General features: G+C 70.1%; 24 protein-coding genes and 1 tRNA gene. 16 read left to right on the forward strand and 9 right to left on the reverse strand.

All coding sequences use genetic code 11. From position 1 onward, the window contains the following. Positions 1–438: 438 nt before the first annotated feature. The 5 genes from ACGFYY_RS20970 (at position 439) to ACGFYY_RS20990 (ending at position 5,320) form a co-directional block, all read left to right on the forward strand. Positions 439–1,116 (forward strand): DUF4097 family beta strand repeat-containing protein, encoded by a 678-nt coding sequence (locus tag ACGFYY_RS20970; protein WP_393711223.1) that lies wholly within the window; start codon positions 439–441, stop codon positions 1,114–1,116. A gap of 360 nt (positions 1,117–1,476) precedes the next feature. Next, a complete protein-coding gene (locus ACGFYY_RS20975) occupies positions 1,477–2,184 on the forward strand; it encodes a hypothetical protein (RefSeq protein ID WP_393711225.1) in 708 nt (235 codons plus the stop codon). Between the two features lie 301 nt (positions 2,185–2,485). Beyond that, positions 2,486–4,168 (forward strand): serine/threonine-protein kinase, encoded by a 1,683-nt coding sequence (locus tag ACGFYY_RS20980; protein ID WP_393711227.1) that lies wholly within the window; start codon positions 2,486–2,488, stop codon positions 4,166–4,168. Between the two features lie 116 nt (positions 4,169–4,284). Then, the gene (locus tag ACGFYY_RS20985; protein ID WP_393711229.1) at positions 4,285–4,857 is read left to right on the forward strand and encodes an NADPH-dependent FMN reductase; all 573 of its coding nucleotides are present in this window, start codon (positions 4,285–4,287) and stop codon (positions 4,855–4,857) included. A 25-nt stretch (positions 4,858–4,882) separates the two neighbouring features. Next, positions 4,883–5,320, forward strand: coding sequence for a hypothetical protein (locus tag ACGFYY_RS20990; protein ID WP_393711517.1), 438 nt, complete (start codon positions 4,883–4,885; stop codon positions 5,318–5,320). A gap of 228 nt (positions 5,321–5,548) precedes the next feature. Here the strand turns inward: ACGFYY_RS20990 and ACGFYY_RS20995 are convergent, their stop codons facing one another. Further along, a complete protein-coding gene (locus ACGFYY_RS20995) occupies positions 5,549–5,875 on the reverse strand; it encodes a hypothetical protein (protein ID WP_393711231.1) in 327 nt (108 codons plus the stop codon). A 1,141-nt stretch (positions 5,876–7,016) separates the two neighbouring features. Between ACGFYY_RS20995 and ACGFYY_RS21000 the strand changes: the two genes are divergently transcribed. Further along, positions 7,017–7,709 (forward strand): class I SAM-dependent methyltransferase, encoded by a 693-nt coding sequence (locus ACGFYY_RS21000; protein ID WP_393711233.1) that lies wholly within the window; start codon positions 7,017–7,019, stop codon positions 7,707–7,709. Between the two features lie 304 nt (positions 7,710–8,013). Here the strand turns inward: ACGFYY_RS21000 and ACGFYY_RS21005 are convergent, their stop codons facing one another. Continuing rightward, a complete protein-coding gene (locus ACGFYY_RS21005; protein WP_393711235.1) occupies positions 8,014–8,493 on the reverse strand; it encodes a hypothetical protein in 480 nt (159 codons plus the stop codon). A 233-nt stretch (positions 8,494–8,726) separates the two neighbouring features. Between ACGFYY_RS21005 and ACGFYY_RS21010 the strand changes: the two genes are divergently transcribed. Beyond that, positions 8,727–9,251, forward strand: a complete 525-nt coding sequence (locus tag ACGFYY_RS21010) for a hypothetical protein (RefSeq protein WP_393711237.1) — start codon at positions 8,727–8,729, stop codon at positions 9,249–9,251. A 40-nt stretch (positions 9,252–9,291) separates the two neighbouring features. On the opposite strand, the gene ACGFYY_RS21015 is transcribed toward ACGFYY_RS21010, so the two are convergent. Further along, positions 9,292–9,525 (reverse strand): hypothetical protein, encoded by a 234-nt coding sequence (locus ACGFYY_RS21015; protein WP_365278965.1) that lies wholly within the window; start codon positions 9,523–9,525, stop codon positions 9,292–9,294. Positions 9,526–9,711: 186 nt separating this feature from the next. Here ACGFYY_RS21015 and ACGFYY_RS21020 point away from each other — a divergent pair, with 186 nt between their 5' ends. The 6 genes from ACGFYY_RS21020 (at position 9,712) to ACGFYY_RS21045 (ending at position 16,953) form a co-directional block, all read left to right on the forward strand. Further along, positions 9,712–10,542, forward strand: a complete 831-nt coding sequence (locus ACGFYY_RS21020; protein WP_393711239.1) for a hypothetical protein — start codon at positions 9,712–9,714, stop codon at positions 10,540–10,542. A gap of 102 nt (positions 10,543–10,644) precedes the next feature. Next, complete coding sequence (locus ACGFYY_RS21025; protein ID WP_393711241.1) at positions 10,645–12,837, forward strand: hypothetical protein; 2,193 nt, start codon at positions 10,645–10,647, stop codon at positions 12,835–12,837. Next, positions 12,834–13,394 carry a hypothetical protein gene (locus ACGFYY_RS21030; protein WP_393711243.1) on the forward strand — a complete coding sequence of 187 codons (561 nt, stop codon included), beginning with the start codon at positions 12,834–12,836 and terminating at the stop codon, positions 13,392–13,394. The genes ACGFYY_RS21025 and ACGFYY_RS21030 overlap by 4 nt, the downstream gene beginning before the upstream one ends. A 380-nt stretch (positions 13,395–13,774) precedes the next feature. Then, positions 13,775–15,412 (forward strand): sigma-70 family RNA polymerase sigma factor, encoded by a 1,638-nt coding sequence (locus ACGFYY_RS21035; protein ID WP_393711245.1) that lies wholly within the window; start codon positions 13,775–13,777, stop codon positions 15,410–15,412. 825 nt (positions 15,413–16,237) lie between these two features. After that, positions 16,238–16,357, forward strand: a tRNA-Arg gene (locus ACGFYY_RS21040). 77 nt (positions 16,358–16,434) lie between these two features. Beyond that, positions 16,435–16,953 carry a hypothetical protein gene (locus ACGFYY_RS21045; protein ID WP_393711247.1) on the forward strand — a complete coding sequence of 173 codons (519 nt, stop codon included), beginning with the start codon at positions 16,435–16,437 and terminating at the stop codon, positions 16,951–16,953. Between the two features lie 9 nt (positions 16,954–16,962). Here the strand turns inward: ACGFYY_RS21045 and ACGFYY_RS21050 are convergent, their stop codons facing one another. From ACGFYY_RS21050 to ACGFYY_RS21060, 3 genes are all read right to left on the reverse strand, one after another. After that, entirely contained in the window at positions 16,963–17,190 is a 228-nt protein-coding gene (locus ACGFYY_RS21050) for a hypothetical protein (protein ID WP_393711249.1), read from the reverse strand. 127 nt (positions 17,191–17,317) lie between these two features. Further along, complete coding sequence (locus ACGFYY_RS21055) at positions 17,318–17,683, reverse strand: hypothetical protein (RefSeq protein ID WP_393711251.1); 366 nt, start codon at positions 17,681–17,683, stop codon at positions 17,318–17,320. Between the two features lie 684 nt (positions 17,684–18,367). Further along, positions 18,368–19,735, reverse strand: coding sequence for an AMP-binding protein (locus ACGFYY_RS21060; protein WP_393711253.1), 1,368 nt, complete (start codon positions 19,733–19,735; stop codon positions 18,368–18,370). A 298-nt stretch (positions 19,736–20,033) separates the two neighbouring features. On the opposite strand from ACGFYY_RS21060, the gene ACGFYY_RS21065 reads away from it, so the two are divergent. Further along, entirely contained in the window at positions 20,034–20,528 is a 495-nt protein-coding gene (locus ACGFYY_RS21065; protein ID WP_393711255.1) for a DUF1772 domain-containing protein, read from the forward strand. A 44-nt stretch (positions 20,529–20,572) separates the two neighbouring features. On the opposite strand, the gene ACGFYY_RS21070 is transcribed toward ACGFYY_RS21065, so the two are convergent. Further along, entirely contained in the window at positions 20,573–21,415 is an 843-nt protein-coding gene (locus tag ACGFYY_RS21070; protein WP_393711257.1) for a hypothetical protein, read from the reverse strand. 213 nt (positions 21,416–21,628) lie between these two features. Between ACGFYY_RS21070 and zwf the strand changes: the two genes are divergently transcribed. Beyond that, positions 21,629–23,059, forward strand: a complete 1,431-nt coding sequence (gene zwf / locus ACGFYY_RS21075; protein WP_393711259.1) for a glucose-6-phosphate dehydrogenase — start codon at positions 21,629–21,631, stop codon at positions 23,057–23,059. 38 nt (positions 23,060–23,097) lie between these two features. On the opposite strand, the gene ACGFYY_RS21080 is transcribed toward zwf, so the two are convergent. Together ACGFYY_RS21080 and ACGFYY_RS21085 are read right to left on the reverse strand one after the other, a co-directional pair. Beyond that, entirely contained in the window at positions 23,098–23,481 is a 384-nt protein-coding gene (locus tag ACGFYY_RS21080; protein WP_393711261.1) for a VOC family protein, read from the reverse strand. A gap of 161 nt (positions 23,482–23,642) precedes the next feature. Beyond that, positions 23,643–24,545 (reverse strand): GNAT family N-acetyltransferase, encoded by a 903-nt coding sequence (locus ACGFYY_RS21085; protein ID WP_393711263.1) that lies wholly within the window; start codon positions 24,543–24,545, stop codon positions 23,643–23,645. A gap of 375 nt (positions 24,546–24,920) precedes the next feature. Here ACGFYY_RS21085 and ACGFYY_RS21090 point away from each other — a divergent pair, with 375 nt between their 5' ends. Continuing rightward, a complete protein-coding gene (locus tag ACGFYY_RS21090) occupies positions 24,921–25,313 on the forward strand; it encodes a hypothetical protein (RefSeq protein WP_393711265.1) in 393 nt (130 codons plus the stop codon). Positions 25,314–25,363 lie beyond the last annotated feature (50 nt).

Consider the following 25,363-nt stretch of genomic DNA (forward strand, 5'->3'; position numbering starts at 1 on the left):
GCCCCGGCCCGCCCGGCCCGCCCCCCCCGCCGCGCCGCCCCCCCCCCCGCCGGGCCCCCCCCCCCCCCCCCCCCCCCCCCCCCCCCCCCCCCCCCCCCCCCCCCCCCCCCTCCCCCGGGGTGGAGCCGGTTTGCTCCGACCGATCCTGACGGCTCGTGATGTGACCTGCCATCAACCCGTTCCGTGGAACGCGCCGTTCTCGCCACCCATCCCCCCACGTCCTCACCAGAGCATTCACCGCCAATCCAATGCAACGATTTGAGCGCGTACTGTTGCGTTAAGCCAGAGATCACTGCAACGAAATGCTCGCCTTGACCTGCATGAATCTGGTTCGTGGGCAGCTTGTCTGTTGCCAGATCAATGAATGCAACGTAGCTTTTCGTTCATCAGAAACCGCGGGGCGCACGAAGCGCAGCCGCTGATGAAGGAGAAGGAACCATGCAGAAGTTCGCTACCACCGCCCCGATCGCCGCCGTCCTGGACGTCCCCGCCGGGCTCATCCGGTTCCTCGCCTCCGACCGGGCCGACACCACCATCGACATCCTCCCCGCCGACGCCACCGACGGCCGCGACGTGACGGCCGCCGAACAGACCAGCGCCGCCTACCAGGACGGCGTCCTGCGCATCACCGCCGCACCCGCCAAGAACAAGATCCTTGGCCACCCGGGCTCCGTGGCGATCACCATCGAACTGCCCGCCGGATCCCGCGTCGAGGCGAAGACCGCGGCCGCCGAGTTCCGCGGCACCGGACGCCTGGGAGAGGTCACCATCGAAAGCGCCCAGGCCACGATCGAGCTGGAGGAGACCGCGGGCGCCCAACTCGTCCTCCAGGCCGGTGACATCGCCGTCGGCCGCCTCGGCGGCTCCGCGCGGATCACCACCCAGAAGGGCGACCTGCGCATCGCCGAAGCCGTCCACGGTACCGTCGAACTGACCACCCAGGCAGGTGACATCACCATCGGCGCCGCCCGCGGCGTCTCCGCCACCCTCGACGCCGGCACCGCCTACGGCCGCGTCCACAACACACTCGCCAACACCAACACCGACGGCGCCACCGCAAGCCTGAACATCCGCGCCACCACCTCCTACGGCGACATCACCGCCCGCAGCATCTGAGAACGCCACACCGGAACGGTCCTCGTACTGGCCTCGTCGGATCGCGCAGGCCACTCGAACGAAGGGGTGCGGGACCACACATCCGTGGTCGCCTTATGGAGACGACGAGTTGCGTGCGGTGGGGCCGCACCCGCCCGTCCCCGCCCCGTCGAATGCGTCACCGCAGGCGCGGTCAGGCCGCGGTGGGTCGAGGCCGGGCGCGCATGCTCGAAGCACCTGGAACGCGGTGAACGACGACAGCGACCGGCGGCCCGGCACGGTCCGCACTGCCCGGTCCGGTAGGTGATCCGGTGTCACGGGTAGAGGAAGTGCGTACCATTCGCGTCCCGGCATCCCCTCACGACACACATCGAGGAATCCATGACCACGACCAACAGTGTCACGCGCGTCAAAGACGACTACGCCCGACAGATCGCCGCCGATCTCGCGGCGAACCGGGCCGCACAGGAAGAGCGCAGAACCGAACTGGACCGCCTGCAGCAGGAACTCTCGGAGCTCGAGCAAGGCGAGAAGGTCCTGCTGAGGATGCAGGACGCCCTGGGCGTCGCGGCGCAACCCACCACCGCACAACCCGGCGGACGCGGTACGAAGCCCGCCGCGGTCCCCTCCGCGCGCACCGCCTCCAAAGCCACGAAGAAGACTCCTCAGTCGCCACCTGTGGTCGCATCGGCCCCCGCCCCCGCTGCGGCCGCCGTGAAGGCCCCGCGCCCCCGCAAGGCCCCCGCCACCACCGGCACGGGCACGGGCACGGGCACGGGCACCGCCTCCCGCAAGGTGAAGGAAGCGGCGGCCGGCCCGTCCTGGCTCGAACTGATCACGGCCGTGCTGGCCGGTCGGACCGAACCGCGATCGGCCGCCGAGGTGGCCGAAGCCGTCGGCGCCGCACACCCCACCCGCAAGGTCCAGGCGACGGTCATCCGCAACACCCTCGAACAGGGTGTAGCCCGAGGCCTGCTGGAACGTTCCAAGCAGGGCCGGTCCGTGTACTACAGCCCGACCGTCCCCACCCCGGCCGAGCACACCACCGAACAGCCCGAGCCGAGCACGCAGCCGAAGCCCCAGCCGTAGTGAATCCGGTCAACCCCGTTCCCTCGTAAGGATGGTCCGTCCCTGCCCGCGTCCCCGTCCCCGTACCGCATCCGGCACGGGGACAGGGACGGGGACGGGGACGGGGACGGGCTACGGGAGCGACAAGTGCCCGTCAGCGGGTGCCGGGACCGTCACGGCCCGGCCCGGGACCCTGCCGTACTCCCCGTCGGCCCCCGGGGCGGGCAACGGCGGGACCCGTCCTCTAGGGTCCATCACGGCGGCCCGACGGGCGGGCCGCGCAGTGCGGGCCGGCAACGGCCGTAGGGGGGCAGGGGAACTGATGGAGTCATTGCGGCCCGCAGACCCGCCGGAGATCGGCGGGTACCGTCTGCTGGCACGGCTCGGATCGGGCGGCATGGGCGAGGTCTTCCTCGCCCGAACGGCCTCCGGGCGGGCGCTCGCACTCAAGACCGTGCACCGCGAGCTGAGCCGGGAGGCGGACTTCGCCCAGCGCTTCGATCGCGAGATACGTACCAGTGACCGGGTGCGCTGCCCGTGGACGGTCTCGGTGGTGGACTTCAGCCCGCCAGGTGCATCCCCCCAGTGGCTCGCGACCGAATACGTGCCCGCCCCCTCCCTGGGTGACTGGGTGCGCGGGTGGGGCCCGCTGGAAACGCCCGCCGTCCGGCGCCTGGGCCAGGAACTGTCCGCCGCCCTGGTGAGCGTGCGCGCCGCCGGCGTCGTCCATCGCGACATCAAGCCCGCGAACGTACTCCTCGGCGCGGAACGGCCCTTCCTCATCGACTTCGGAATCGCCCGCACCGCCCACGATCCACGACACACCCGCACGGGCACGATCATCGGCACGCCCGGGTACCTGGCACCCGAACAGGCCACCGGCACGGTCACCGGAGCCCCGGCCGATGTGTTCTCCCTCGCTGCCGTCCTTGTGTACGCGGCGACCGGCCGCAGTCCCTTCGTCGGCGACGGCGAGGAACTGGACCTACCCGCCCTGCTGTACCGGATCGTGCACGACGAACCACAGCTGGAAGGCGTACCGCAGCCCCTGCTTACGCTCGTGCAGGAATGCCTGGCCAAGGATCCTCGGCAACGTCCCGACGCCGAGGAGGTCACGGCACGCCTCGGCGACGGCCCCGAAGGAGCCTGGCAGACGGCTGCACCGCCGGCCCTGGCGGCCGAAACCGCACGCCGCGAGACCGAACTCGACCAACTCCTCATCCGCACTGAAGCCCACAGCAGCACCGGCACCATCGCCGGGACCCTCGGCGTGCCGGGGAGACCCGGGACGGGGGACAGCACTCCCCCCGCGCCTCTGTCCCCGCCGCCGCTGCGCGTGGTGCCGCCGAGGCCGTACTCGGGTGCCGGGACCCCGGCGTACTCCCCTGCGGCCTCCGGGCCCCGGCAGGGGGTCCTGCGCTCACGGACGGCTGGTGCGGCCGCGGGCGCCGTCGCCGTGACCACGGCCGTCGCACTCGCGATATGGCTCGGCGGACACAACGGCGGTGGGGATGGGGACGGGGACCGGGACGGTAGGAACGGCGGTCGCGGGACACCCTCCCCCAGCACCTCACCCGCATCGTCCGCACCCCCGCAGTCGGCGGGGGCGCTGCCGGCCGCGTGGGTCGGTACGTGGTCGGGGGTCGGGCCCGGAACACCGGAGGCGGACGGCTTGTCGCGGGCCCGGACGGGTCCGTTCGCGGTGACGGTCACCCTGAACGGCGGGTCAGCGGGCGAGCTGGTGGGCCGGCAGGTCAGCGACGTCAAGGAGATCTCCACCGGACGCAACCTCGGATGCACCGAAGCCCTCCAACTACGGCAGGTCCGTGGCAACAGTGCCGTGTTCGAAGCGGTCACCAGCCATCCCTCCGACCGCACCTCGGTCTTCGAGTGCCCACGCGGCAATCTGTACGTGCTGACGATGACGGAGGCGGATCGGCTGACACTCGAGTCGGAAGGCGCGCAATCGGCCGGGGCTCCCAGCACGCTCGACCGCCGACCGTGACCCACGAGCCCACAACTCCGCAAGGCCGCAGAGCCGCAGGCCCGCAGCCCGCAGCCCGCAGCCCGCAGCCCGCAAGCTTTGACCTCAACCGGACTTGATGTCTTAGACATGGGGTCATGAGCACCCCACTACGCATCGCACTCGTCGTCGCCAGCACCCGAGAAGGCCGGTTCGGACCCACCGTCGCCCGCTGGTTCCAGTCCGTCACCGCCGGCCGCACGGACATCGAACTCACCGTCGCCGACCTGGCCGACGCCGACCTCCCCGCACACTGGACCCCCGACCCCGCCCCCCGGACGCGGGCGTTCGTCGAACGCCTGGCCGTCGCGGACGCCTTTGTGATCCTCACCCCCGAGTACAACCACTCCTTCCCCGCCTCACTGAAGCAGGCCATCGACATCACCGGACATGTCTGGCGACGCAAGCCCGTCGGGTTCGTGTCCTACGGCGGCCTCTCCGGCGGGCTACGCGCCGTCGAGCAACTCCGCCCCGTCCTCGCCGAACTCCACGCCACCACACTCCGCGAAACGGTCAGCTTCCACCAGTTCCCCTTCGACGAAACCGGAACACCCCACGACACCCACAACGCCGAAAAGGCCGCCACGACCCTCCTCGACGACCTCCTGTGGTGGGGCCACGCCCTGCGCACAGCACGACACGACGACAGCACCCGGAACGCAACCAACTGACAACCACACCACACCCTCCGCCCCACTGGTGGGCTCGCTACCGGACGTCCGTATCCCTGATTGTTCGGTGGATGACTGGCAGGCGGTCCTCTATCTCGTCAAGGCGAGGAACCGGAAGTACGAGTACTCCGTGGGCGATAAGGCGCTTCCGATGCCTCGGGCGGAAACCGTCCTGTCCCGTCCGGTGGACGCGGAGTGCGCGTACATGCGGGTCTGGCTGATGGCCGACGTTCTCGCGATCTTCCGTTTCCTCGACGCCGAGATCATCGACTTCGACGTCGACTTGCGAGAGTTGCAGGGGCAGGAGCGGCTTGATGTGCTCTGCGGCTTCCTTCGCGCGCTCGGGCGATGCGTGGGCAAGCCGGTCCTGATGGATCCGGAAGGCGAATACGGCCGGCCGGTGCTCGGCTTCGATGTCGAGGCCGACCGGGTCGTCCTCCTGGCCGAGCCGCCTGCCATGTGACCGCGGCCGTGGGCGGAGGTCCGTAGACGAGCCTTCCGACTCGGTGAAGCCGGTGCCGGACACCTCAGCAGCGGCCCGTCGACGCCTCCGCGCCCGGTGGCAGTCCTCCCGGATCACCGACGACAAGGGAGGAGGTTCATGCCGTATTCGGAGGCCCGAGGCCGGGAACCAGAGACAGAAGGTCCCGTTGCGGAGCCATGAAGAACGGTCCGGGTGCGATCCGGGTCCTCAGGTGTGCACGGCCCGGGGCAGCGCGACGGCACGCAGCGCGTCCAGGCGTGCCTGCGTCAACCGGAGAAGGCGAGGGTCCAGCGCGGGCAGAGCCCGCAACAGGGCGATCAGTTCAGGCCCCGACTCCACCACCGATACCCGGTCCTTGAGCTGGGTCCAGCAGTACAGAGCACCCGCCGCCGCGGCATGAACCTCCCGGTCGGCCACACCCTGACCGGCCAGCCGGGCCCGGCACACCTCGATCCACAGCCCCGTGGCCAACCGGAAATCACCCGCCATCCGCGCCAGATCCGCCCGGATCTCCGCCCACTCGACCGCCTCCACCGAGGAGGACCCGTACGTGTGTCGAACGTGCTCCTCCCAGACCCGCGCAAGCGCAGCCGCCTCGAGATGGCGGCCCCCGCAGGCCAGCGCATGGATGTACGGCCGCGGATCCCCACCCGACGCCCCGCCCGGAGGGAGTCCCGCAACCGGATCGGCAATCGGAACGGCAACCGGATCGGGGGCGGTGACGGGGGCGCTCGGAGCGGAGGACGGACCGCCCCTGTCACCCGGCCACCCCTGTGCGTCCGACCGGTACGGGTCCGATCGGTGCACGTCCGGGGACGGCAGGTGCGGAGCCGGACGCACACTCAGCTCATGGGCGGTCGGCAGGACCAACGCACCCGGCGGCAGACCCGCCGCCCCCGCAGCGAGCGCATGCAGCTGCACATCCGCCGGCCGGACCGGACCACGACGCAACTGCTCGATCCAATGCCGTGTATAGCCGCTGACCGTACCCTCCCCCGCGGCGAAACCCGGCGGGCACACCACCCCGTACAGCCCGGCGTCCGAAAGCCCAGGCAGACTGCCGAGCTCGCGGAGCAGCGGCCACGCCTCCCCGTCCGCGACCAGATCGAGAAGCACCGTCGTCAGCCCTGCGGGACGGCCACGTAGCTCTCCGCCCAACCACTCCCAAGGGAACGCCGTGTACCGGACCGCAGACCGCGTCGTCCCCGCCAACGCCACGTACAGCTGACGCCCCCGCCGATCCGCGGTCAACCGACCCGTCAGATAGAGCATCAACGGGCCCGGCGTCGCGGCCGCGGTACGCAGCCTGGCCAGGACGGTGTTGGGATCACGCACCCCGTCCAGACACACCGTGTCCGTCGGGAGGTCACTGCCCAGCAGAGCCGCAGCCGGCACCATCGAAAGAGCCGCCACGTTCGCGCTGGGAGCCAACCGCACTGTCCGGCGACACACAACGGCGTCCCCGGCTACGAGCAGGACGTGCCCCCGCTGCTCCCCCGGTCCGTTGAAGTACATGAGCAGACCGTACCCACCCACGACCATCAGCACGAACGAAGCCCCCACACCCCCGAACAGCACCCCACCCCGAGTACGGCGCCGTTCCCCTTCGCGCGGCCGAGAAGGCGGCCGTCGAGGTGGGGGGAACGACAGTCCGACCTGGCTCGTTGGGCGGGGTATGGCGCTGAACGTTCGAACGGGACATCAGGGGACCGGACCCGGGGCGATCACCCCGGACGGTTGCGCGGTCGAGCTCTACTCACGGCTGCCGGTCGGTGCCGAGCCGGACGTCGTCGCCGCGGCCGTACCGGCGGGTGCGCACGTCTTGGAGTTGGGCTGCGGTGTAGGGCGAGTCACGCATCCGCTTCTGGAGCGGGGTTTCACCGTAACGGCTGTGGACGAGTCCCAGGAGATGCTCGACCGCGTCCGCGGAGCGCGCACGATACGCAGCACGATCGAGGACCTCGACCTGGGTGAGAGCTTCCCCGTGGTGATGCTCGGGTCGTTCCTCGTACATGCCGGAGACGTTGAAGTGCGGCGGGCACTGCTGCGCACGTGTGTCCGGCACCTCGAAACGGCTGGCTGCGTGCTGATCCAGCGAGAGGGCTACGAATGGCATGCGGACCTGCCACGCGAACGCGTCGATCCCAGCGGCTTCACTCTGCGGATCCTGTCGGCGGAGTCCGTCGGCGAGGGAGTGAACTCGGTGTGCGCGGAGTACGAGTTCCCCGACGCCACATGGACCCAGAGGTTCCTGTCCAGGCCCCTGACGAAAGGACAGTTCGAGGTGGCGCTCGCCGAGGCGGGCCTGAAGGCCGAAACGTACCTGACGGAGGACGGGACCTGGGTGCGGGCACGCCTCGCGGCTTAGCACTCCGGTACGACCCCGCCGTGCATGTGCTCGAGCGGACGGAGAGCCGCCGCCGGTAGTGGCTGGGACGTGCCGAGGCTTGGTGACTTCGGCCCCGGTTCGACCCGTGCAGGAGCGTATGCAGGTATGTGGCCGGAGGGCTGAACACTGCGCCGATCCGGCAGACGTCCGGGGCGGTAGGGCCGACCGTCTTTCCGCTCGCCGCGGCTACGAACGCCAGGCCGAACACTTCCTCGCCTGCGTCGGCATCACCACCACCCTCATGGGCCACCGCCGACTCGCCCGCCTGGATGCCCAAGGGCATTCAGTGTGAGGTTCCCACGCTGCTGGTCCAGACACGCAAGGGCGCGATCTCAGGCGCTGTCATTGCCTGCTCCCCGTGGCTCTCCCCGTCGTCCAGGTCCGACCAGGCGATGACGCCGGGCATGCTGTCGGCCAGAAACTCCTCGACGATCGGACCGAGATGGTCGGAGACCACGTAGGTGCCGTTGAACGGCAACTCGTCCGGAGGAACGGAGCCCGTCGAGCACCGGAGCTGCCCGGCCTGCCCGTCGTGCCACACATAGAACGTCGCTACTCCGGTAAAGCCCAGCGCGCGAATGCGTTCCCGGATGCCGGCAGCAGTCTGCTCGAAGGCAGCGACCACCTCGGCAGCGGACAACGGCTGCCCGTCCTCGTCCCCTGCACCCAGCGACCAGGTGTTGGTCTCCCACTCCACCCGCCGGGCACCCGGCTCCAATGCCAACGGCTCTTCGGCCACCTCAGCGATCCATGTCAACAGCACTGAAGCAGTATCCCCGCCAGGAGAGGCCCAGGACCACCGTGAGAAACGGTGTCCCGGTGCCTCGCGGTCTTCCAGTACGACCTGTGGACCGGCGTCGTTGCCGTAGGTCGCGTCGCCGGCGCCCGCTGGTGGCCGACCTCGTCCCCGGCGCGCCCGTCACGAAATGGCAACACCGATCACGATCCTCCGAGCGAGGCGGTCAGATGGGTTCTTCACGCACCCCAGGGGATCTGATGAACCGAGCCACACGCGCCGCCGCAGCCGTGATCACCGCCGCGCTGCTCGCCGGCTGCAGCAGTGTGACCAGCACGCCCGAGACAACGCCCATCGATCACACCGCCTCCTCGCCAGGTCCGGGCAAAGCCGCGGCCGATGCCACCGGCGCCTTCGCCGTCATATCCGCCGCAGTGCCCTCCGCGAAGCTCGGCGGCACAGTGACCGCCGAGAACGACCCGAACCACTTCCTCGGGCGTCCCCACCAGTACACGTCGAAGATCACGTTCACCGACGGGCGGATCCCGGCCGACCAGACCGAGGGAAACGAGCCCGGCGACGTCGAGCTCGGTGGCAGCATCGAAATGTTCGCGAACGCGGCCGACGCCAAAGCCCGGCACGACTACGTCCAAGCCGTCACCAAGGGAATCCCGTCCCTCACCGAATACGACTACCTCCACGGCGCAACCCTGATCCGCGTCAGCCGACTCCTCACCCCGGCGCAGGCAGCCGACTACGAGAAGGCCGCAGCCGAACTCCCCTGACCGAACAGCAGACCGTAGACCGCTGACCGCGGCTCGCTCCTCAGATGATGTGGATGCGCTCCAGGGCGCCCGCGGTGTCGCGAATCATCAGGTCGTTGCCCTTGGCCCGCTCGTTCTCGATGAAGCCGAGCAGGAGCACCGCCCGGTTGATCACGTCGGATTTGCTGACGCCGCTCGCGGCGGTCAACTCCGAGACGATGGTGACCGCCGGGGGGCACAGGGTCACGGAGTACCGCTCGCTGTCGGGGTGCGGGGGAAGCTGTTGCTGATCCATGATGACGACCTTCCTCGGAGCCTTGGAGACCTACCTGCACCATGGTGCATCAAAAGCGTGTACTTGTGCAGCACTTTTACACAGCGGGCGGTCGCTCGCGCCTGACGCTGGGTTCGGACCCGCGGAGCCTGCGCGGGACAACGGTGGGGAGAAGCTGTGGATCCGTTGGACGGCTGGTTGGAGGGTATGCAGCCTCGACTGGCAGGCCTGGTGGACTTCGAGCTGCCGCCCGGCTCGTCGATGGACTGCTCACCGGCCTCGCTGGCGAGGTTGGAGGCGGAGCTGGTGGCCCGGCCGGAGCCCGGTACGGACTTCGTGGAGCGGGTCGCCGGCTATCTGGGCGAAGCTCTGCTGACGGTGGCCGGTGGTGGCTGGGGCTGGGATGAAGGGCGTGCCCTACCCGTCGTGTTGCCGGACGCGGAGCTCGGTCTGCCGGCGGTCTGCCCGGCCGAGCTGGTCGAACGGGCTCGGCGACGGCGAGACGGGGACACGTTCGGCCGGAGCTTCAGGGGCCTCGAACGGGCGGTCGCCGACAAGCGGGCCGTCTCGCCGGACTGGAGGCCCCTCAGGCAGCCGGCTCCGGGGTCGGGGCACGAGCGGACCGGCTTCGGGACGGAGCACCTGGACGGCTGGCTGGCCGAGCGTGAGGCCGGCTTCGTGGCTTGGCGTTCCATCTACGCGGAACGGCCCGACCGCTGGGACTTCTCCCGTGCATCGTTGGCCGAGTTGGAGGTGGTGACGCGGCGACTGGTGCCCGGTCCGGCCGAGTTGTCGGCCTCCCCGGACTTCGCGGATGGTGCCGCTTGGTACCTCGGTGAGGTCCTGCGGCCGGCGATGCGCGCGCAGTGGTCCTACCACCCCGGCGAGCCGGATGGGGACAATATGTTCATCGGTCGCCCGTTCCTGGATCAGCTCGTCCCGGACGGAAAGGTGGCCGTGCCGTTTCTGTTGCTCCAGATCGTGCTGACCAACCGCGAACCAGGCCTGCTAGTTCAAATTTTCGAAGGCCTCGTTTGACCTTTCCGGGCCGGCAGGCGCCGCTATGTTGGCGATCGCATCGCCTGCCGAGGGGAGCTGGTCATGGGCGGACGACGCCGAGTTCTGGCGTGCTTTACGGTATTGGCACTGACGGCACTGGTCGGGCCGGTCGCCTCTACGGGTTCCGGCTCGGCCGCGCCGAAACCGGTGCCGCTGCCGAAGTTCGACGGACCTCCACCCACAACGCACACACTTCCGGGTGGATCACGTCCCGCTTCAGCCGGCCCCCGACAGACCTACGACTACGAGAACCCCGCCGAGTGGCTACGGAACCGACCGCAGCCCCAGAGCTACGAGGTCGCGGAGGCACTGCTCAGCCCGAAGGCCGAGATACCCGGAACCTGGGAGCGCTGCCTGAAGAGGTGGCAGGACTATCAAGAGGAAAAGGCCACCAAGCTGGCGAACTACAACAGCAACCCGGTGGGGAAGAGGCCGAGTCCCATGCTGTCCTGGGACAAGTGGATCCGGCAGTACATTCCGAATCAGGGCAACGACAATCAGGGCAGCGCCTTCAGGATGCACGTCGCGCAACGCCTCAGGCTCGGTTCGAATTTCGGCTGGCAGACCGAATCGTACGTGTCAGGGGTCAACCGCTACTACGACCTCGCCAACGAGGAGCTGGGTCTTTTCTACGAGGTGAAGTCCGGCAGGGGAATCGACAAGAACGAGTTGGCCCGGGACAAGGCGTTCATCGCATCCGAGCGCGGCCATGCGAACCCTCGCAAGCTGGTGTACATCTTCCCGGAGGAGCCGACCGAAGCCGCCAGAACCGCGCTGCGGGAGGCCGGCATCCCGTATTTCGTGGTGTCCGCGCAGAAGCGCCTGGTGACCCCGGGCGGGACGGACTCCGGCGGCGCCAAGACCGGCGACCTGAAGGCCGGTTCGCAGGGCGGCAGCGGGTCGCAGAGCGGTCCGCCGAGGAGCGCCGCCTCCCCTGACGACATCCTGCGCGCCCCGGATCAGTATCAGGCGCCCGCCGCGGCGCAGGCGTACATCGCGGAGTCCGGCGACACCTCGGAGGAAGCGGCCGAGCTGCGCGAGGTGAACCGGCAACTCGCCACGGACTCCGGCCACCCCGAGCTGGCCGAGGAGCTGGGTGGCGTCGACTTCTCGACGCTGGAGTTGCGGTACGTCTCCGACACCTATCACAAGGGGTCCGGCGTGCAGTACGCGTTGAAGGCCGACGCCTCGCCCGCCGATCAGGAGTCCTTCGGCGGCCGGCGCGCCGCGCAGCTCGCCTCGGACTCGTTCTTCGTCTGGCTGGAGCTGCCGCCGTCCGCCTTCACGGTGAATCTCAACCCGGACGAGCCGGAACGCATCATCGACGAGAAGTTCGGCAGGACCGACGCGGGACGGGTGCTGCTGGAGGCCGACCTGGCCATGAAGAAGTCGGTCGCGCAGTTCATCCACCCGGACACCCCGAGCGGCAAGGACTACTGGGCCGCGCTACAAGGCGACACCAAGTGCCTCTCGATGCGGCAGTGGATCGTGCCCGACACCGCCACCGTCCGGGACGACGACGACGAGCTCTACATCCTGGACGCGCCGCTGCTGGTGAAGATGGAGTCCGACATCGTCAAGGCCCAGGGCGTCGGGGGCGTCGCGGGCTGCGGGCAGCAGGACGAGGCCGACACCCGGCACAACGAGGACGTGTACCGCACGACGATCCTGCCGCAGGTCCAGGAAGCCGTGAACCACGCGCCTGAGTACGCCGACCTGCGCCGGGTCTACGCCAGCCGGGTCGCCGCCGAGTGGTTCCGCCGGCGCAGCAGCACGAAGACCACCGCGTACTCGCACCTGATCGGCAAGGGCGACATCAGCCACTGGGCCTCCCGGGAGGACTGGACACCCCGTGCGGTGTTCGACCGCTACGTCCAGTCGTACACGAACGGCGAGTTCAACGTCACCCACACCACCACCGAGGGCACCATCGTCTACACGAGGACCTACGTCTACGGTGGGGTCGATTTCAGCAGGATCGACCAGAACGAGGTCGGTGCCGCCGCGTTCGCCAAGGACCACCCCTCGCTCGCGGCCTCGGCACGCGAGTCGCTGAACGGCCCGAGCAGCGAGGGGAACGAGGGGAACGACATCTGGCTCGGTGGTCAAACCACCGCCGTGCCGACGGCCGAGGCCTTCGCCGTCCCCGTACCGGCGCCGTCGAAGCCGCTGTTCTACGCGCTCGCGGCCCTGCCGCTCACCGCGTGGATCGTGACGGGCGGTGTGTTGGTGCGCCGACGGCGGGCGAACTCGTCGGCAGGGGCCCGCCCGTGACGAGGACGAGGGTGGAGGCGCCGGCACCGGCGCCTCCGGGCACCGTGTTCGCGGCGAGCTACCTGTTGGCAGGCGTCGCCGCGTTGGCCCTGGTTTCCGCGGTCGGCACGCTCTTCGCCATCCCCGAGTTCAGCCACCGTCGGAGCGAGCGTGCCGGCGACCGCGCGGCAGGCGACCTCGCCGGGTACGGGCTGACCGTGTTCGCCTCGTTCGCGATCGCGTTCGGCGTCCTCTGCCTGGTGCTGGCGCTCCTGGACCTGCGGGGAAACAGGCCGGCCCGGGTACTGACCTGGGTCGTCGGAGGGCTGTCCGTCTGCTTCGACATCGCGCTGCTCGCCATCGGCTTGTACGACTCCGTGCCCTGGTACGCCGGTATGACCCGGCTCGTGACCGTCGGAATGCTGCTGCTGACGATCGCTTCGGTCACGCTGCTGGCCCTGCCCGCTTCGCACCGGTACTTCCGCGTCATGGCACCGCCCCGCCGACCGGGGCCGCCGGCTGGCTACCCCGCATGGCCGACTCCTCAGGGACCCGCCGACCGCCCACCTCGCCCGTAGGCGTCCAGTACTCCCTCACCCCGCTCGGCGGATCCCTGCGGGAGCCGTTCGGGTGCGTTCTTGGTCCGTGGGATTCCCGGGAATGTATACGACTCTCCGACCCGGCTCCGGTCCGTGTCGGTCTCGTTCCCTACGGATGCACCACATCCGGCCACCCCGCTCTGCGTCCCGCCCCAGGCGCGCTCCGCTCGCGACAGGGGCCCCCGCCGACGGCACCGCAGGTGGCGGCTCTGCGGTGGGGTGCGGGTGGCTGGTTTGCGTGCGACCCCGCGAGGGTGCACACTTGCGCGAATTCCGGTCGGGCGCAGCGCCGCACCCTCATGACGGATGTATCCGAAAACCGACGCCCGGGTCGTCAGCAAGCCACACGGGAGCACGTGTTGAGTACATTGGGCACCACCCGTCAGCAGCATCTTCGAAGCCTCAGCGACGGGGAGCTCTGCGCCCTGCTGCGTGGCCACACCTCGGAGTCCAACGCGTCGGTGAGCGGCGTGATGGATGAGGTGTTCGCCCGTCACCATCCTTCGGTGCTCGCCTACGCCCGCACGTGCTGCCGGGACATGGCCACCGCCCAGGACCTCGCCGCCGAGGCCTTCGCCCGTACCTACCGAGCCATCGCCTGGGGTGCCGGGCCGGAGTACGCCTGGCGCCCGTACCTGCTGACCTGTGTGCGCCGTCTGGCGGCCACGTGGGCGCGGGACTCCGCCCGTACGCGGCTGTCCGACGACTTCGAGGAGTGGGCCGCCCAACTCTCGGACGGCCAGGACACCGAGGACGCCGTCTTCTCGGCGGAGGAGGGATCGCTGGTCCTGCACGCCTACCGGTCGCTGCCCGAACGCTGGCAGGCCGTACTGTGGCACTCCGTCGTCGAGGACGAGGCGGCGGCGGAGACCGCGGCACGCCTCGGGATATCGGCGGGTGGTGTCGGCTCACTGGTCGCGCGGGCGCGGGAGGGCCTGCGGGAGGCGTACTTGCGCGCTCACCTGGACCGGACCGCGAGTGACGAGTGCAAACACTACGGGGGCCAGATCGCCGCCCGGCTGCGCCGACCGGGCAAGCGGCTCACCCGGGACCTGAGTCGCCACCTTCAGGGATGCGACGACTGCGCGCGGGCCGAGCGCGATCTGCGTGAGGTGAACGGCCGCCTGGGCGTGCTGCTGCTGGCCGGAATTCTGCTGTGGAACCCTGCCTCGTTCCTGGAGGCCCTGGGTGGGGGTGGCATCCAGCTCGCCGCGGGCACATTGAACGGGACCCAGCTCGCCGGATCGAAGGCCGGTGCGGTGAAGTGGGTGGCTACGGCAGCCGTGATGGGGACGGCGGCCACCGTGGTCGTACTGCTACCGGCCGAATCCGAGCGCGGCAGGTCCGGCCAGGTGGCGGCGCCCGCCAGGACCTCCGCGACATCGGACGGCGCGCTCCCGGAGACCGCGCCGATCGTCGCCATCGGCCCGGCGGCATTCGCCACGGCCCCCGCCACACCGTTCCCTTCCCCCTCCGCATCCGTCTCGGCCTCCGCCTCGCCGACGTCCGCGTCACCCTCCGCCTCCCCCTCGACGGGAGGCACCCGCCCAGCCCTGGTCAACCTGGCCACGGGTCTGTGCGTCGGTCTGGGCGGCACCGGGTCGGCCGGACCCTTGCAACTGGAGAAGTGCACCGGCAAGGCCAGACAGGGCTGGCAGCGGATACCCGTACATCACAACACCTACCAGCTCCGCAACGCGGACACCGGCACCTGCCTCGACGGAACCACCGGCGGCGGGAATGTCGTCCAGGTCACTCTTCGCCCGTGCCGGACGGGCGCGGACCGCGCGACGCAGCTGTGGCGGTTCGAGTCGGACGCACGACCCGGTGCCTACCGCGTCTGGCTCGTGCCGAGGGTCCCGCACAGCGACTACGCCGACCATCTGCTGGGCCCGCGGAACTGGCCGAAGGCCGACTCGCCCCGTCCGGGATCGGAGTTGGTGCACCTGCCCAACTACTACAACTCGGTCAACTTCCTCTTCGCCATGTCGCCTTGAGCCGCTTCTGCCCAATGACGGAGAGTCGGCCTGCGTGTGGTGCGGTGCGCGCACAAGCCATGCGGCGTCGGCTGCCCAGCTCACACAGGCGGCGGCAACAGGCCTGCGGCAGCCCGGATACGAAGGCCTGAACGATGCTTGATCTTGTCCGGAATGCCGCGCCCTCCAGCTCGCCGGCGTTGACGCGGGTCCCAGGTCGGACGACCGCACCGGGGCTGGTGCGGTCCAGGGAGCGGCGTTCCACGACGCGTCGCCGCGTAGGCCGCGCCCGATTTTCGGCGGGGTGGCCGGCCGACGGCTGGGGCGAACCGATCGGCGCCCAGCCTGTCCGGGAGAACCCGTTCCGGCTCAACTTCTGAGCTGAGTGATGCTCCGTCACGGATGTACATCGAAGAGAGCGATGGAGGGGGTGGCGGGGCAAGCACGGCGCGAAGCCGCGTGAGTACGGCTCGCCACTGCTTCCATGCCTCCGGGTCGACCCAGTTCGAGGCCGGCCCATCCTCGTCGACGACGATGCGAGCGAGGGCTTCGTCGGCGAGCGCGCGCAGGTCGGACGGGAACAGGGGCATGGGTGTCTCCGGTCCGTAGGGCGTGTCGACGGGGTCGCCTTCCGGGCATTGCGCCGCGATAAGGGCGGGTCGTGGCGCGGGCACCGCCTGACGCCCTGCCGGGTTGTCCTCCGCGAAAGCCGGGCCCGCCCCCCGGACCCACAACGGTTGTTCACCGCTTCGGCAGTGGTCGTCGTTGCTCGATAAGCGCTCGCCGCGCAGAGGATGATCCTCTACCTTGAGCCGGAGCGGGATGGCGCGCTTTCTCGCAGGCTGCGGTGCCGTGGCAGAGCGGTCCATTGCGATCGCCGTGGGCGAGGCCCCGCTCACGGCGACTGACGGAGACGGGGCGGGCCTGCCCCTATCTGTCTCGCGGGTTCAAATCCCGTCGGTACCGCAGCCGACCTGGAAGTTTGCCCAGCGCACGCACTATTCGCTTGCTCGTGAGGGGCTGAACCTGCGACGGTCACCGCCATGAACGTGGTTCTGGGAGACAAGTCCAGGTTCGCCGCGGAGATCGGCGAATCGGGCCCGCTGCGCCGGGTCGACCTCTGGGCGGCCGGCAAGTGGCTGACCTGCGACGACAATATGGCGTACGTACCCCAGTTCCGCCGCGACGTGCTGAACGCCGTCGCCTGGCTTCGGTCGGGCGAAGGTGCTCCCCTGCCGTACGCCGGTTTGTCCGCCGAGGCCACACACCGACGCTTCGGGCGGCATGCGGGGTACGACGACGAGTCCGAGGCCGACTCCCGGCTGAGCGGCCGCTTCCGGAGCCTGCTCTGGGGGCCCACCACCGACAACGTGACGGCCTACCTGTTCCGCGAAGAGAACCACCTGGTCATCACGTTGGAGTTCTGGCGTGAGGGACACCTGGCCGGCCACCCCGAGGACGCCGGTGCGGTCTTCGTCGCCGAGATCCCGGTCGAGGAGTTCGTCGGGATCCTCGAGGGCATCGCAGCGGAGCTCGACGCCGGCGGGCGGAGCCGAGAATGAGCCCGGGCCTCAGTCCGTGGGCTCCTGGGGCTTGGGATCCTTGGGCTCGGCAGGATGGTCGTCCTCGCTCCGTGGTTCGTCCTCGGATCCATCAGGCTTCTCGGCGTCCCACAGATCGGGGGCCGGACCGCCCAGCGGGGGAAGGTCCGGGGTGAGGGCGTCCTGGTTCTCGGGAACCTTGGCGGGCAGTTCCGGTTCGGGCATCCGGGACATCTGTGCCTCCACTTCGTCAGTCATGTGACCCGCCTGCCCTTCATTCCGGCTCGAACACCTGAAGGTTTTCGCAGAGGGCTCCGCTCCGTCCACGATCGACATCCCGGTCGCGGGGAGGGGTGGGGGCACCGGGCGGTCGAGCCTCGTCGGCTCACGCTTCGATCTGTGTCCAGCTGTCGCCGGCGCGGATCCAGAGGACACCGTCGCGTCCCTGGACGCAGCGCCTGCCGACCGGCTCCGGTAGTCGCAGCTTCTCCTGGGCGGTGATCACCCAGGTGCCGTCGACGAGTTCCGCGCGGCTCAGCTCGACGCCGGGCCGGTCGTGGAACGGGTGGCTGAGAAGCATCCGGGTGCCGCGGACTGCGATGCCGTCGGTGTCTCCCAAGGGGTTGCGGTAGGTGGAGACGTCGCCGGTGGCGGGATCGACGCGGGACAGGAAGGAACCCTCGGGGCTGTACCAGGCGAGCCAGGCCACGGCCTCCTCCGTGGCGCCCGCGCTGCCGCCGAGGGGGAGCACGGGAAGCCGTGCCTCCGGGCTCCAGGTGTGCGTGCCGTCGGTGTCCCAGCGGGCCAGGCCGGCACGGCTCTCCGGATGGTCTCCGTAGATGCCTCGTCACCGTACGAGGTCCAGATGCCGCCGTCGCGGTCGCTGACGACGTAGTCGATGCTGTCGCCGATGCAGAAGTGACTCACCGGGTGTCCCCCCGGGGAGTACACGACCGCGTTCCTCTCCCAGATCCCCTTCCGGTCCGGGCACGTCCGGCCCGACACCAGCAGGAACCGTGACCACGAGAGCAGGGCAAGGTGGCTCGTCCCCGCGGTGATGCCCGTGACGGGGGTCCGGTGTTCCACCCCGCCCGAGACCACGACCAGCACGCCGTCACACGGAGCCGCCACGCTCCATCCGACCCATCCCTCGATGTACGGGGAACGGCGCAGGTTCCGCTCGTGGATCAGCATCACCGCGAGTTCGTCGCTCGGCCCTACGCTCCACCACAAGGCCCGCCGTCCGGCTCGGGCATCCTCGGGGGGCACGCTCCATACGACAGGCAGTTCGCCAGACCTCATCGGCCTTCACCTTTTTGGCTCCAGGCCCCAACGGCGCCCGAAGAGAGGAACGTTACCGGCCGGCGGGCGCGGCATGTCGACCGGCCGCCGCTCGATGCACGGGGCCGGCCGGCGCGCCGGCCCGGCCCGCGGTTCAGGTCCGGTGTCGCTCCTCCCCCTCCAGCAGGAGCCGCTTCTGCGGCTTCCCCATCGCGTTGCGCGGCACCGCCTCGATGAAACGGACCTCGCGCGGACGCTTGTGGACGGACAGACGCGTCGCGACGAAGTCGGTGAGTTCGCCACCGCTGACACCGTCGGCCACCACGAAGGCCACGATGCGCTCGCCCAGATCGGTGTCCGGGACACCCACCACCGCTGCCTCCCGCACCCGCGGATGGTCCAGGAGCGCGTTCTCCACCTCGCCCGCCCCGATCCGGTACCCACCGGACTTGATCATGTCGGTGGAGGCGCGTCCCACGATCCGGTGCACGCCCTCGCCGTCGAGGGCCGCGATGTCTCCCGTACGGAACCAGCCGTCCCCCGTGTACGCGGCCGCTGTCGCGTCCGGTCGGCCGAGGTAGCCCGAGAACAGTGTCGGCCCCTTCACCTGGAGCTCACCGATCTCCGCGCCCGCCTCGGCCACGACCCGTGTGGCGATGCCGTCCAGCGCGGTGCCGACCGTTCCGGGGGCGACCTGCCCACCGGCCCGCCCGCTGATCGTGATCAGCGTCTCGGTCATCCCGTACCGTTCCACCACCCGGTGCCCGGTCAGCCGCTCCAGATCGCGGAAGGCCGGAGTCGGTAGCGCCGCACTTCCCGACACCAGCAACCGGGCCCCGGACAAGGCCGTGGCCGCTTCCGGCACGGCCGCGATCCGCGACCACACGGTGGGCACGCCGAAGAACAGGCTCCCGCCCGCCTGCGCGGCCTGCGCGTACGCCTCCGGCGTCGGCCGTCCCGTGTGCAGCAGACGACTCCCCGTCCGCAGCGCCCCCAGTACACCCAGCACCAGCCCGTGGACGTGGAACAGCGGCAGCCCGTGCACCAGTAGGTCCTGCGGACCCCACTGCCACGCCCCCGCCAGCGCGTCCAGGTCAGCGACGATCGCGGCCCTGCTCAGCACCACGCCCTTGGGTACACCCGTGGTTCCCGAGGTGTACAGGATCAACGCCGGATCGTCCGCCGCCGACGGTACGGCGCCCGGCGCGGGCGCACGCCGGGCGAAGTCCACCTCCAGCAGCCGGGCACCCGAGTCCCGCAGGATGTGGCTCCGCTCCACCGGCCCCGCGTCAGGTGGCACGGGTACGCACGGCACCCCCGCCAGCAGGCCACCGACCACCGCCGCCACCGTCTCCAGCGTGGCCGTCGCGGTCACCGCGAACGCGGGAACCGGTCCCCACTCGGCGAGATCGGCGGCCACCGCGCCGGCGGCGCCCAGCAGGTCCTCGTACGACGCGGCACGCCCCGCGACCGACACCGCGTCCCCGCGGTCTCCGAACACCCCGGTCAGAGCAGTCAGCACGACAACACCCCCAAATCATCGACAACAACATCGGCAGAGCAGGAACAGCAACAGGAACAGCAGGAAGACACGGCCCCACGAAACCACAGGGCCACGGCACCGCTGCGCCCTTATGATCAACCGAACTCCACCGGACCACCGGCACCGCACGGCGCAACCCGGCCTCACCCCGGCCCGGCACGACCCGCCGACCCCGGCATCGCACGGCACCACCCTGGCACGACCCGGCACGAACAGCCCTGCCCGGCCTTCCGGCCCGGTCGCGGGCGCCTACCGGAACACCAGAGAGAGGCACCACGTGGATACCGCACGCACCGCAACCCTCATCGCCGCGACGATCACCACCGGACTCATCAGCGGCCTGTTCTACGCGTTCAGCGTCGCCGTCATGCCCGGCCTCGCCCGCGGCGGTGACAAAACCCTCGTCGAAACCATGCAGAACATCAACAAAGCGATCCTCAACGGCTGGTTCATACTCGCCTACCTCGGCGCCCCGCTCCTCACCGCCGCCACCCTCGTCCTCCACGCCACCGACCCCGACACCCACGACGCCATCGTCCCGCTGGCCGCCGCACTCGTCGCCTACGTGGCCACCATGGCCATCACCGCCCGCGTCAACATCCCTCTCAACAACGCCCTCGAACAGGCCGGATCCCCCGAACACACCGACACCACCACCGCGCACACCACCCGCACCACGTACGAAACCCCCTGGAACAGGGCCAACACGTGGCGCACCGGCCTCACCACGGTCAGCCTCGTCCTCCTCAGCTACTCCCTCGCCCTCCACTGACCCACCCGCCGACCCGCACCGACGCCCGGCGCGCGGTCCCCCGTCTACGGCCGTTCGAAGAGCTGCAACACACCGCCGACCGAGAAGCACAGCGCACCGGTCAGGGTCCCCCAGTTGGCGATGTCGACGTTGACCAGGCTTCCGGTGGCGGGTCGGGTGAAGGCCGCCACCGCCGAGACCATGAACAGGATCGAACCCAGCTGGTTCACCGCCACCACCCACCACCCGAGGCTTCGGGAGCGGACGCACGGCCAGGGCCGGTGGCAGATCTCGGCGAAGCCCAGGTGCCCCGAGATCAGGAACAGCACGCACCCGATCACGTCGGGAGTCCAGATCAGCCGGTTGACCTGGCTGACGCTGAGGCCCTCCAGAAAGGAGTCCAGCAGATTGACGCCGAACACGAGCGTCCCGGTGAACAGGACGAACGTGCTCAGCCAGTCCAGCCGCATCGGCTCGTACCCCCACCACCGCCAGTCGGCCGTGGACAGGAAACCGCCGTTCGGGGCATGACGAGGTCCGTTCAGTACCTGGAGCACCGAGACGTAGCCGCCGGTGCTGAAGAACAGGCCGCCCACGAGGTACACCCATGCGCTGACGAGCGGATCACCCGCACCGAACTGCGAGATCGCGGCGCCGACGGCGAACAACGCCCCGCCGATGATGAACGCGGTGGAGGCGCCGGCGTTGAGCCTGCGTACGCGGCGCAGCACACCGGGATCGGCGGTCGCGACCCGGCCGGCCGTCTCCCCCGGGCCCTGGACCGACAGCGTGCCGCGCTTGCGCGCCGGCCGCGAATCCCAGACGACCGTCTCCCCCTCGGGGCGCTGCCAGGTGCGCCGGGTGATGAACGGTCCCGCGCCTTCGACGCTCTCCAGAGGCTGTCCCACGGTCCGAGACTAGTGCTGCGGGCGGTACCCGCCCGTCAGCGAAACGGGCGCCCGGCCGTTCGAACGGGCTCTCCACCTCACCCGCGGGTGAGTACGGGGAGTGCGTGCGGTGTGCTGTGACCCGGGTGGTGGAATCCCGAATGCCGGATTCTCGGCGAACACGCACAGTGGGTGCTCAGGGCGAGACGACCGCCCGGAACGGAAGTGCGGCGAATGGCTTCAGGCACACCCGACCACGTCATCGTCCTCTTCGGCGCCACGGGAGACCTGGCCCGCCGCAAGCTGCTGCCCGGCCTGTTCCACCTCGCCATGGCGGGGCTGATGCCCCGGCGCTACCGCATCGTCGGCTCCGCCCCGGCGGCCGAGGCGCTGAGCGACCTGGATTTCCGCGCCCACGCACGGCAGGCCGTGACGGAGTTCGGCCGTTCGCGCCCCGAGGGCCCCGTATGGGAGGAGTTCGAAGCCTCCCTGTCGTTCGGATCGGCCGACCCGAACGCCCCGGAGCCGCTGGTGGCGGCGGTGCGCGCGGCCGAGCAGGCCGTCGGTGGGACTCCGCGGCGGCTCTTCCACCTCGCCGTTCCGCCCGTCGCGTTCACCTCGATGGTCGAACTCCTCGGTGCCACGGGGCTCGCCCAGGACGCCCGGGTCATCGTGGAGAAGCCCTTCGGCACCGACCTCGCGTCCGCCCGCGCGCTCAACGGGGCCATCCATGGCGTGTTCGACGAGTCCCGGGTGTTCCGCATCGACCATTTCCTCGGCAAGGAGGCGGTGGACAACATCCTCGCCCTCCGGTTCGCCAACGGCCTCTTCGAACCGCTCTGGAACCGCGAGCACATCAGCCATGTGCAGATCGACGTGCCCGAGCGGATCGACATCCAGGGACGCGCGCACTTCTTCGAGGGCACCGGAACCTTCCGCGACATGATCGTCACGCATCTGTTCCAGCTGCTCGGGTTCGTCGCGATGGAGCCGCCGGTCGTCCTCGACGCACAGTCGCTCCGGGACGAGCAGGTGAAGGTCTTCCGCAGTATGCGGCCGCTGGATCCCGCCCACGTCGTCCGCGGACAGTACACGGGGTACCGCGCGGAGCCCGGGGTCGATCCGGCCTCCGACACCGAGACCTTCGCCGCCCTGCGCGTGGAGATCGACAACTGGCGCTGGGCCGGTGTCCCCTTCCACCTGCGCTCGGGAAAGGCGCTGGCGGAGGGCCGGCACGTCGTGACGTTGGGACTGCGCGAGCCCGTCCTCGGCATGTTCCCCCTGAACGCGCGGGCGGCCGTCGACGGCCGGGGCAACGAGCTCGTCATCGACTTCGCCGATCCCGGCTCCATCACCGCCCGGTTCCTCGTCAAGGAACCCGGTCCCACCATGCGGTTGGCGGAGGCCGACATGGTCTTCGGGTACCAGAGCTCCTTCACCGCCGACAACTCCCTGGAGGGCTACGAGCACCTGCTCCTGGAGGCCATGCTCGGCGACCAGTCCTTCTTCACCCGCTCCGACGGCATCGAACGCCTGTGGGAGATCTCGGCCCCGCTGCTCGACGCGCCTCCGCCCGTGGAACCGTACGCCCCCGGAACCTGGGGGCCGGACAGCATCGACGCGCTCGTCGCCCCGCACCGCTGGCACCTTCCCGACCGACACTGATGTGACGGACGGGAAGGGGATAAGGGGATCCCGGTGCGTCAGAGGGGCTGGAGCCGCCTGCGCAGGAGGCAGAACTCGTTGCCTTCCGGGTCGGCGAGGACGTGCCAGTCCTCGGTACCGGTCTGGCCCACGTCGGCGGGTCTGGCGCCGAGGGCGAGGAGTCGCTCCAACTCGGCGTCCTGGTCTCGGTCGGTGGGGTTGACGTCGATGTGCAGTCGGAGTTTCCCGGTGCGCGGGGCGCTGCCGGGGCTGAGGATCAGGGTGGGCTGGGGCCCGCCGAAGCCGGCGTCGACCGGTCCGATCTCGATGCTTCCGTCGTCCTCGCGGCCGAGTTCGACGTAGCCGAGGACCTCGCTCCAGAACGCGGCGAGCCGGTCGGGGTCGGCGGCGTCGATGACCAGTTCGCTGATGCGGCATGCCATGCCCGTCAGTCTACGGAGAGCATGGGGGTGGCGACGGTCAGTCGCAGGCCTGGCCGCGTGGCGACCTGGTCCGGTGGCGGCGGGAGATGGCCACCGGAGTCCTCGCCCCGCGGCGAGAACATGACGGCGCGGGGCGAGGAGCAGGACCAGGACCGCTGGTGTTAAGCGGTCGGGGCGGCGGCGGGGTGGAAGTTGATGCGCTCGCGCACCACGGGGAAGCCGGCCTTGGCGAAGTTCGCGGCCATGGGGAAGTTGCCCCGGTCCGTGGCTCCGGTGACGGCCTCGGCGCCGTGTTCCACCAGGAAGTGGGTGCACTCGGCGAGCAGGTCGTAGGCGTAGCCGCGGCCACGGTGTTCCGGGAGGACACCGATGAAGCCGATGGTGGGACCGGAGGGGTTGTGCGCGGGGATGTGGATGCCGGCGAGATCGCCCTCAGGTGTGCGGGCGACCTGCCACCACTCGCGCGGGGACGGGCACCAGTGGAAGAAGTCGAGTTCCTCCTGGGCGGCCTGGTCCAGGCCGCCTTCCGCTATGGCCTTCAGGGAGTGCGCGTCGAGGGTGACCGCGTGGATGCGGCGCAGCGCGTCGAAGAAGACCGCGTCGTCGGGTTCGGCGGCGAAGAGGAGCCGGCCGGGCCGTTCGGGGAGTCCGTGCTCGGGGGTCCAGCGGTAAAGGAAACGTTCCACCAGGAGCTCGTAGCCAGCGGCTCGGGCGGCGGCGAAGCGTGTCTCGGCTGCGGCGGCAAGGTCCGGACGGTCCTGCCAGTCGCCGGGGAGGTTGATCTCGAGCTCGACCTGCCAGGGTGCGGAGCGCAGGAGTTCGGCTCCTGCCTCCACCTCGCCCTCGGCCACGTCGAACCAGTTGATGTTGACGGGTTCCTTGTCGTCGGTGCCGCCCCACCAGGCGCCGCGGGCGACGACGGTGCCGTCGCGCAGGGCGACGCGCTTCCAGTCGGGGCGGTGCGTGGTGCGCTCGTGGGCCGTGCGGGCGTCCAGCGGGTCAGGGTGTGCGTCGAACAGGTGGGCGTCGCTCTCGTCGAGCGCGCGGATGACCAGATCGGTCATGGATTCCTCCGGGATGTGTACTGCGTGGGGCGCTCCCGGTCACGGATCAGACGAACCACACGGGGGTGACGGGGAGGGAGCGCTGGATGGTGAAGAACTGCACGGCACTCGCCTCCTTTCGTTCATCTCGCGCGTGGTGGTCCGAGGTCGGACGATACTTGATCATCCACGGGTGCGTCCATGGAATTGCGCAGCGGGGCGGGGCGGATCGGTTCGGCACCACGGCCGCGTGGGCGGTCCCGTCCGGTGTCGAGGCGCTCCTGTGGCGGTGTTCGACGCCGGACGTAGGGTTCTCCGTGCGGCGTCGGCTTCGCGCCGGCGACCGCGAACGGGGCGGTGGCTCGCGCCCCGCGCGTCGATCGAGGAGGTGTGGTGGTGGAGGTTCGGCCTGGTCGGCCCCCGCAGGTCTCATGGCACGACGTGGACTCGTACGTCTTCCCCTACGCGGCCCGGTCCGCGGGGTCTTGGCTGGTGCTGCGGCTCAACACCTTTCCCGACCATCCCCTGTGCACCCTGTTCGTCGACGGAGAGGCCATGTCCGATCTGGAGGAGGTCCCGGCCGGCCTGCAGCTCGGACCGCGAGCGACCCTCCCCCGCCTCGCCGAGGACGAACGGGCGGAGGTACTCCGTCTCATGGCAGGCCTCGCGCCCTACGGCGCCGAAACCGGGTTCCCGTGCACGGGTGACTTCTGCACCTGCCTCGACCTCACCGATGAGTTCGCCGCCCGACCGACCACGTCTCGGCGGACCTCCGCGGACCAGCCGTAGGCCGTTGCCCCGCACGCGCGTCGAGGTGTCAGGATCATCGGGTTGTCACC

Origin of the sequence: Streptomyces sp. NPDC048331, from assembly GCF_043201215.1 — a bacterium.
In the GTDB taxonomy this organism is placed as follows: Bacteria; Actinomycetota; Actinomycetes; order Streptomycetales; family Streptomycetaceae; genus Streptomyces.

Coding starts and splice junctions, on each gene's coding strand:
- ACGFYY_RS20980 (WP_393711227.1), top strand. CDS start 2,486: ATGGAGTCATTGCGGCCCGCAGACCCGCCGGAGATCGGCGGGTACCGT.
- ACGFYY_RS21015 (WP_365278965.1), bottom strand. CDS start 9,525: ATGGATCAGCAACAGCTTCCCCCGCACCCCGACAGCGAGCGGTACTCC.
- ACGFYY_RS20975 (WP_393711225.1), top strand. CDS start 1,477: ATGACCACGACCAACAGTGTCACGCGCGTCAAAGACGACTACGCCCGA.
- ACGFYY_RS21000 (WP_393711233.1), top strand. CDS start 7,017: ATGGCGCTGAACGTTCGAACGGGACATCAGGGGACCGGACCCGGGGCG.
- ACGFYY_RS21050 (WP_393711249.1), bottom strand. CDS start 17,190: ATGACTGACGAAGTGGAGGCACAGATGTCCCGGATGCCCGAACCGGAA.
- ACGFYY_RS21010 (WP_393711237.1), top strand. CDS start 8,727: ATGAACCGAGCCACACGCGCCGCCGCAGCCGTGATCACCGCCGCGCTG.
- ACGFYY_RS20985 (WP_393711229.1), top strand. CDS start 4,285: ATGAGCACCCCACTACGCATCGCACTCGTCGTCGCCAGCACCCGAGAA.
- zwf (WP_393711259.1), top strand. CDS start 21,629: ATGGCTTCAGGCACACCCGACCACGTCATCGTCCTCTTCGGCGCCACG.
- ACGFYY_RS21020 (WP_393711239.1), top strand. CDS start 9,712: ATGCAGCCTCGACTGGCAGGCCTGGTGGACTTCGAGCTGCCGCCCGGC.
- ACGFYY_RS20970 (WP_393711223.1), top strand. CDS start 439: ATGCAGAAGTTCGCTACCACCGCCCCGATCGCCGCCGTCCTGGACGTC.
- ACGFYY_RS21080 (WP_393711261.1), bottom strand. CDS start 23,481: ATGGCATGCCGCATCAGCGAACTGGTCATCGACGCCGCCGACCCCGAC.
- ACGFYY_RS21045 (WP_393711247.1), top strand. CDS start 16,435: ATGAACGTGGTTCTGGGAGACAAGTCCAGGTTCGCCGCGGAGATCGGC.
- ACGFYY_RS21085 (WP_393711263.1), bottom strand. CDS start 24,545: ATGACCGATCTGGTCATCCGCGCGCTCGACGAGAGCGACGCCCACCTG.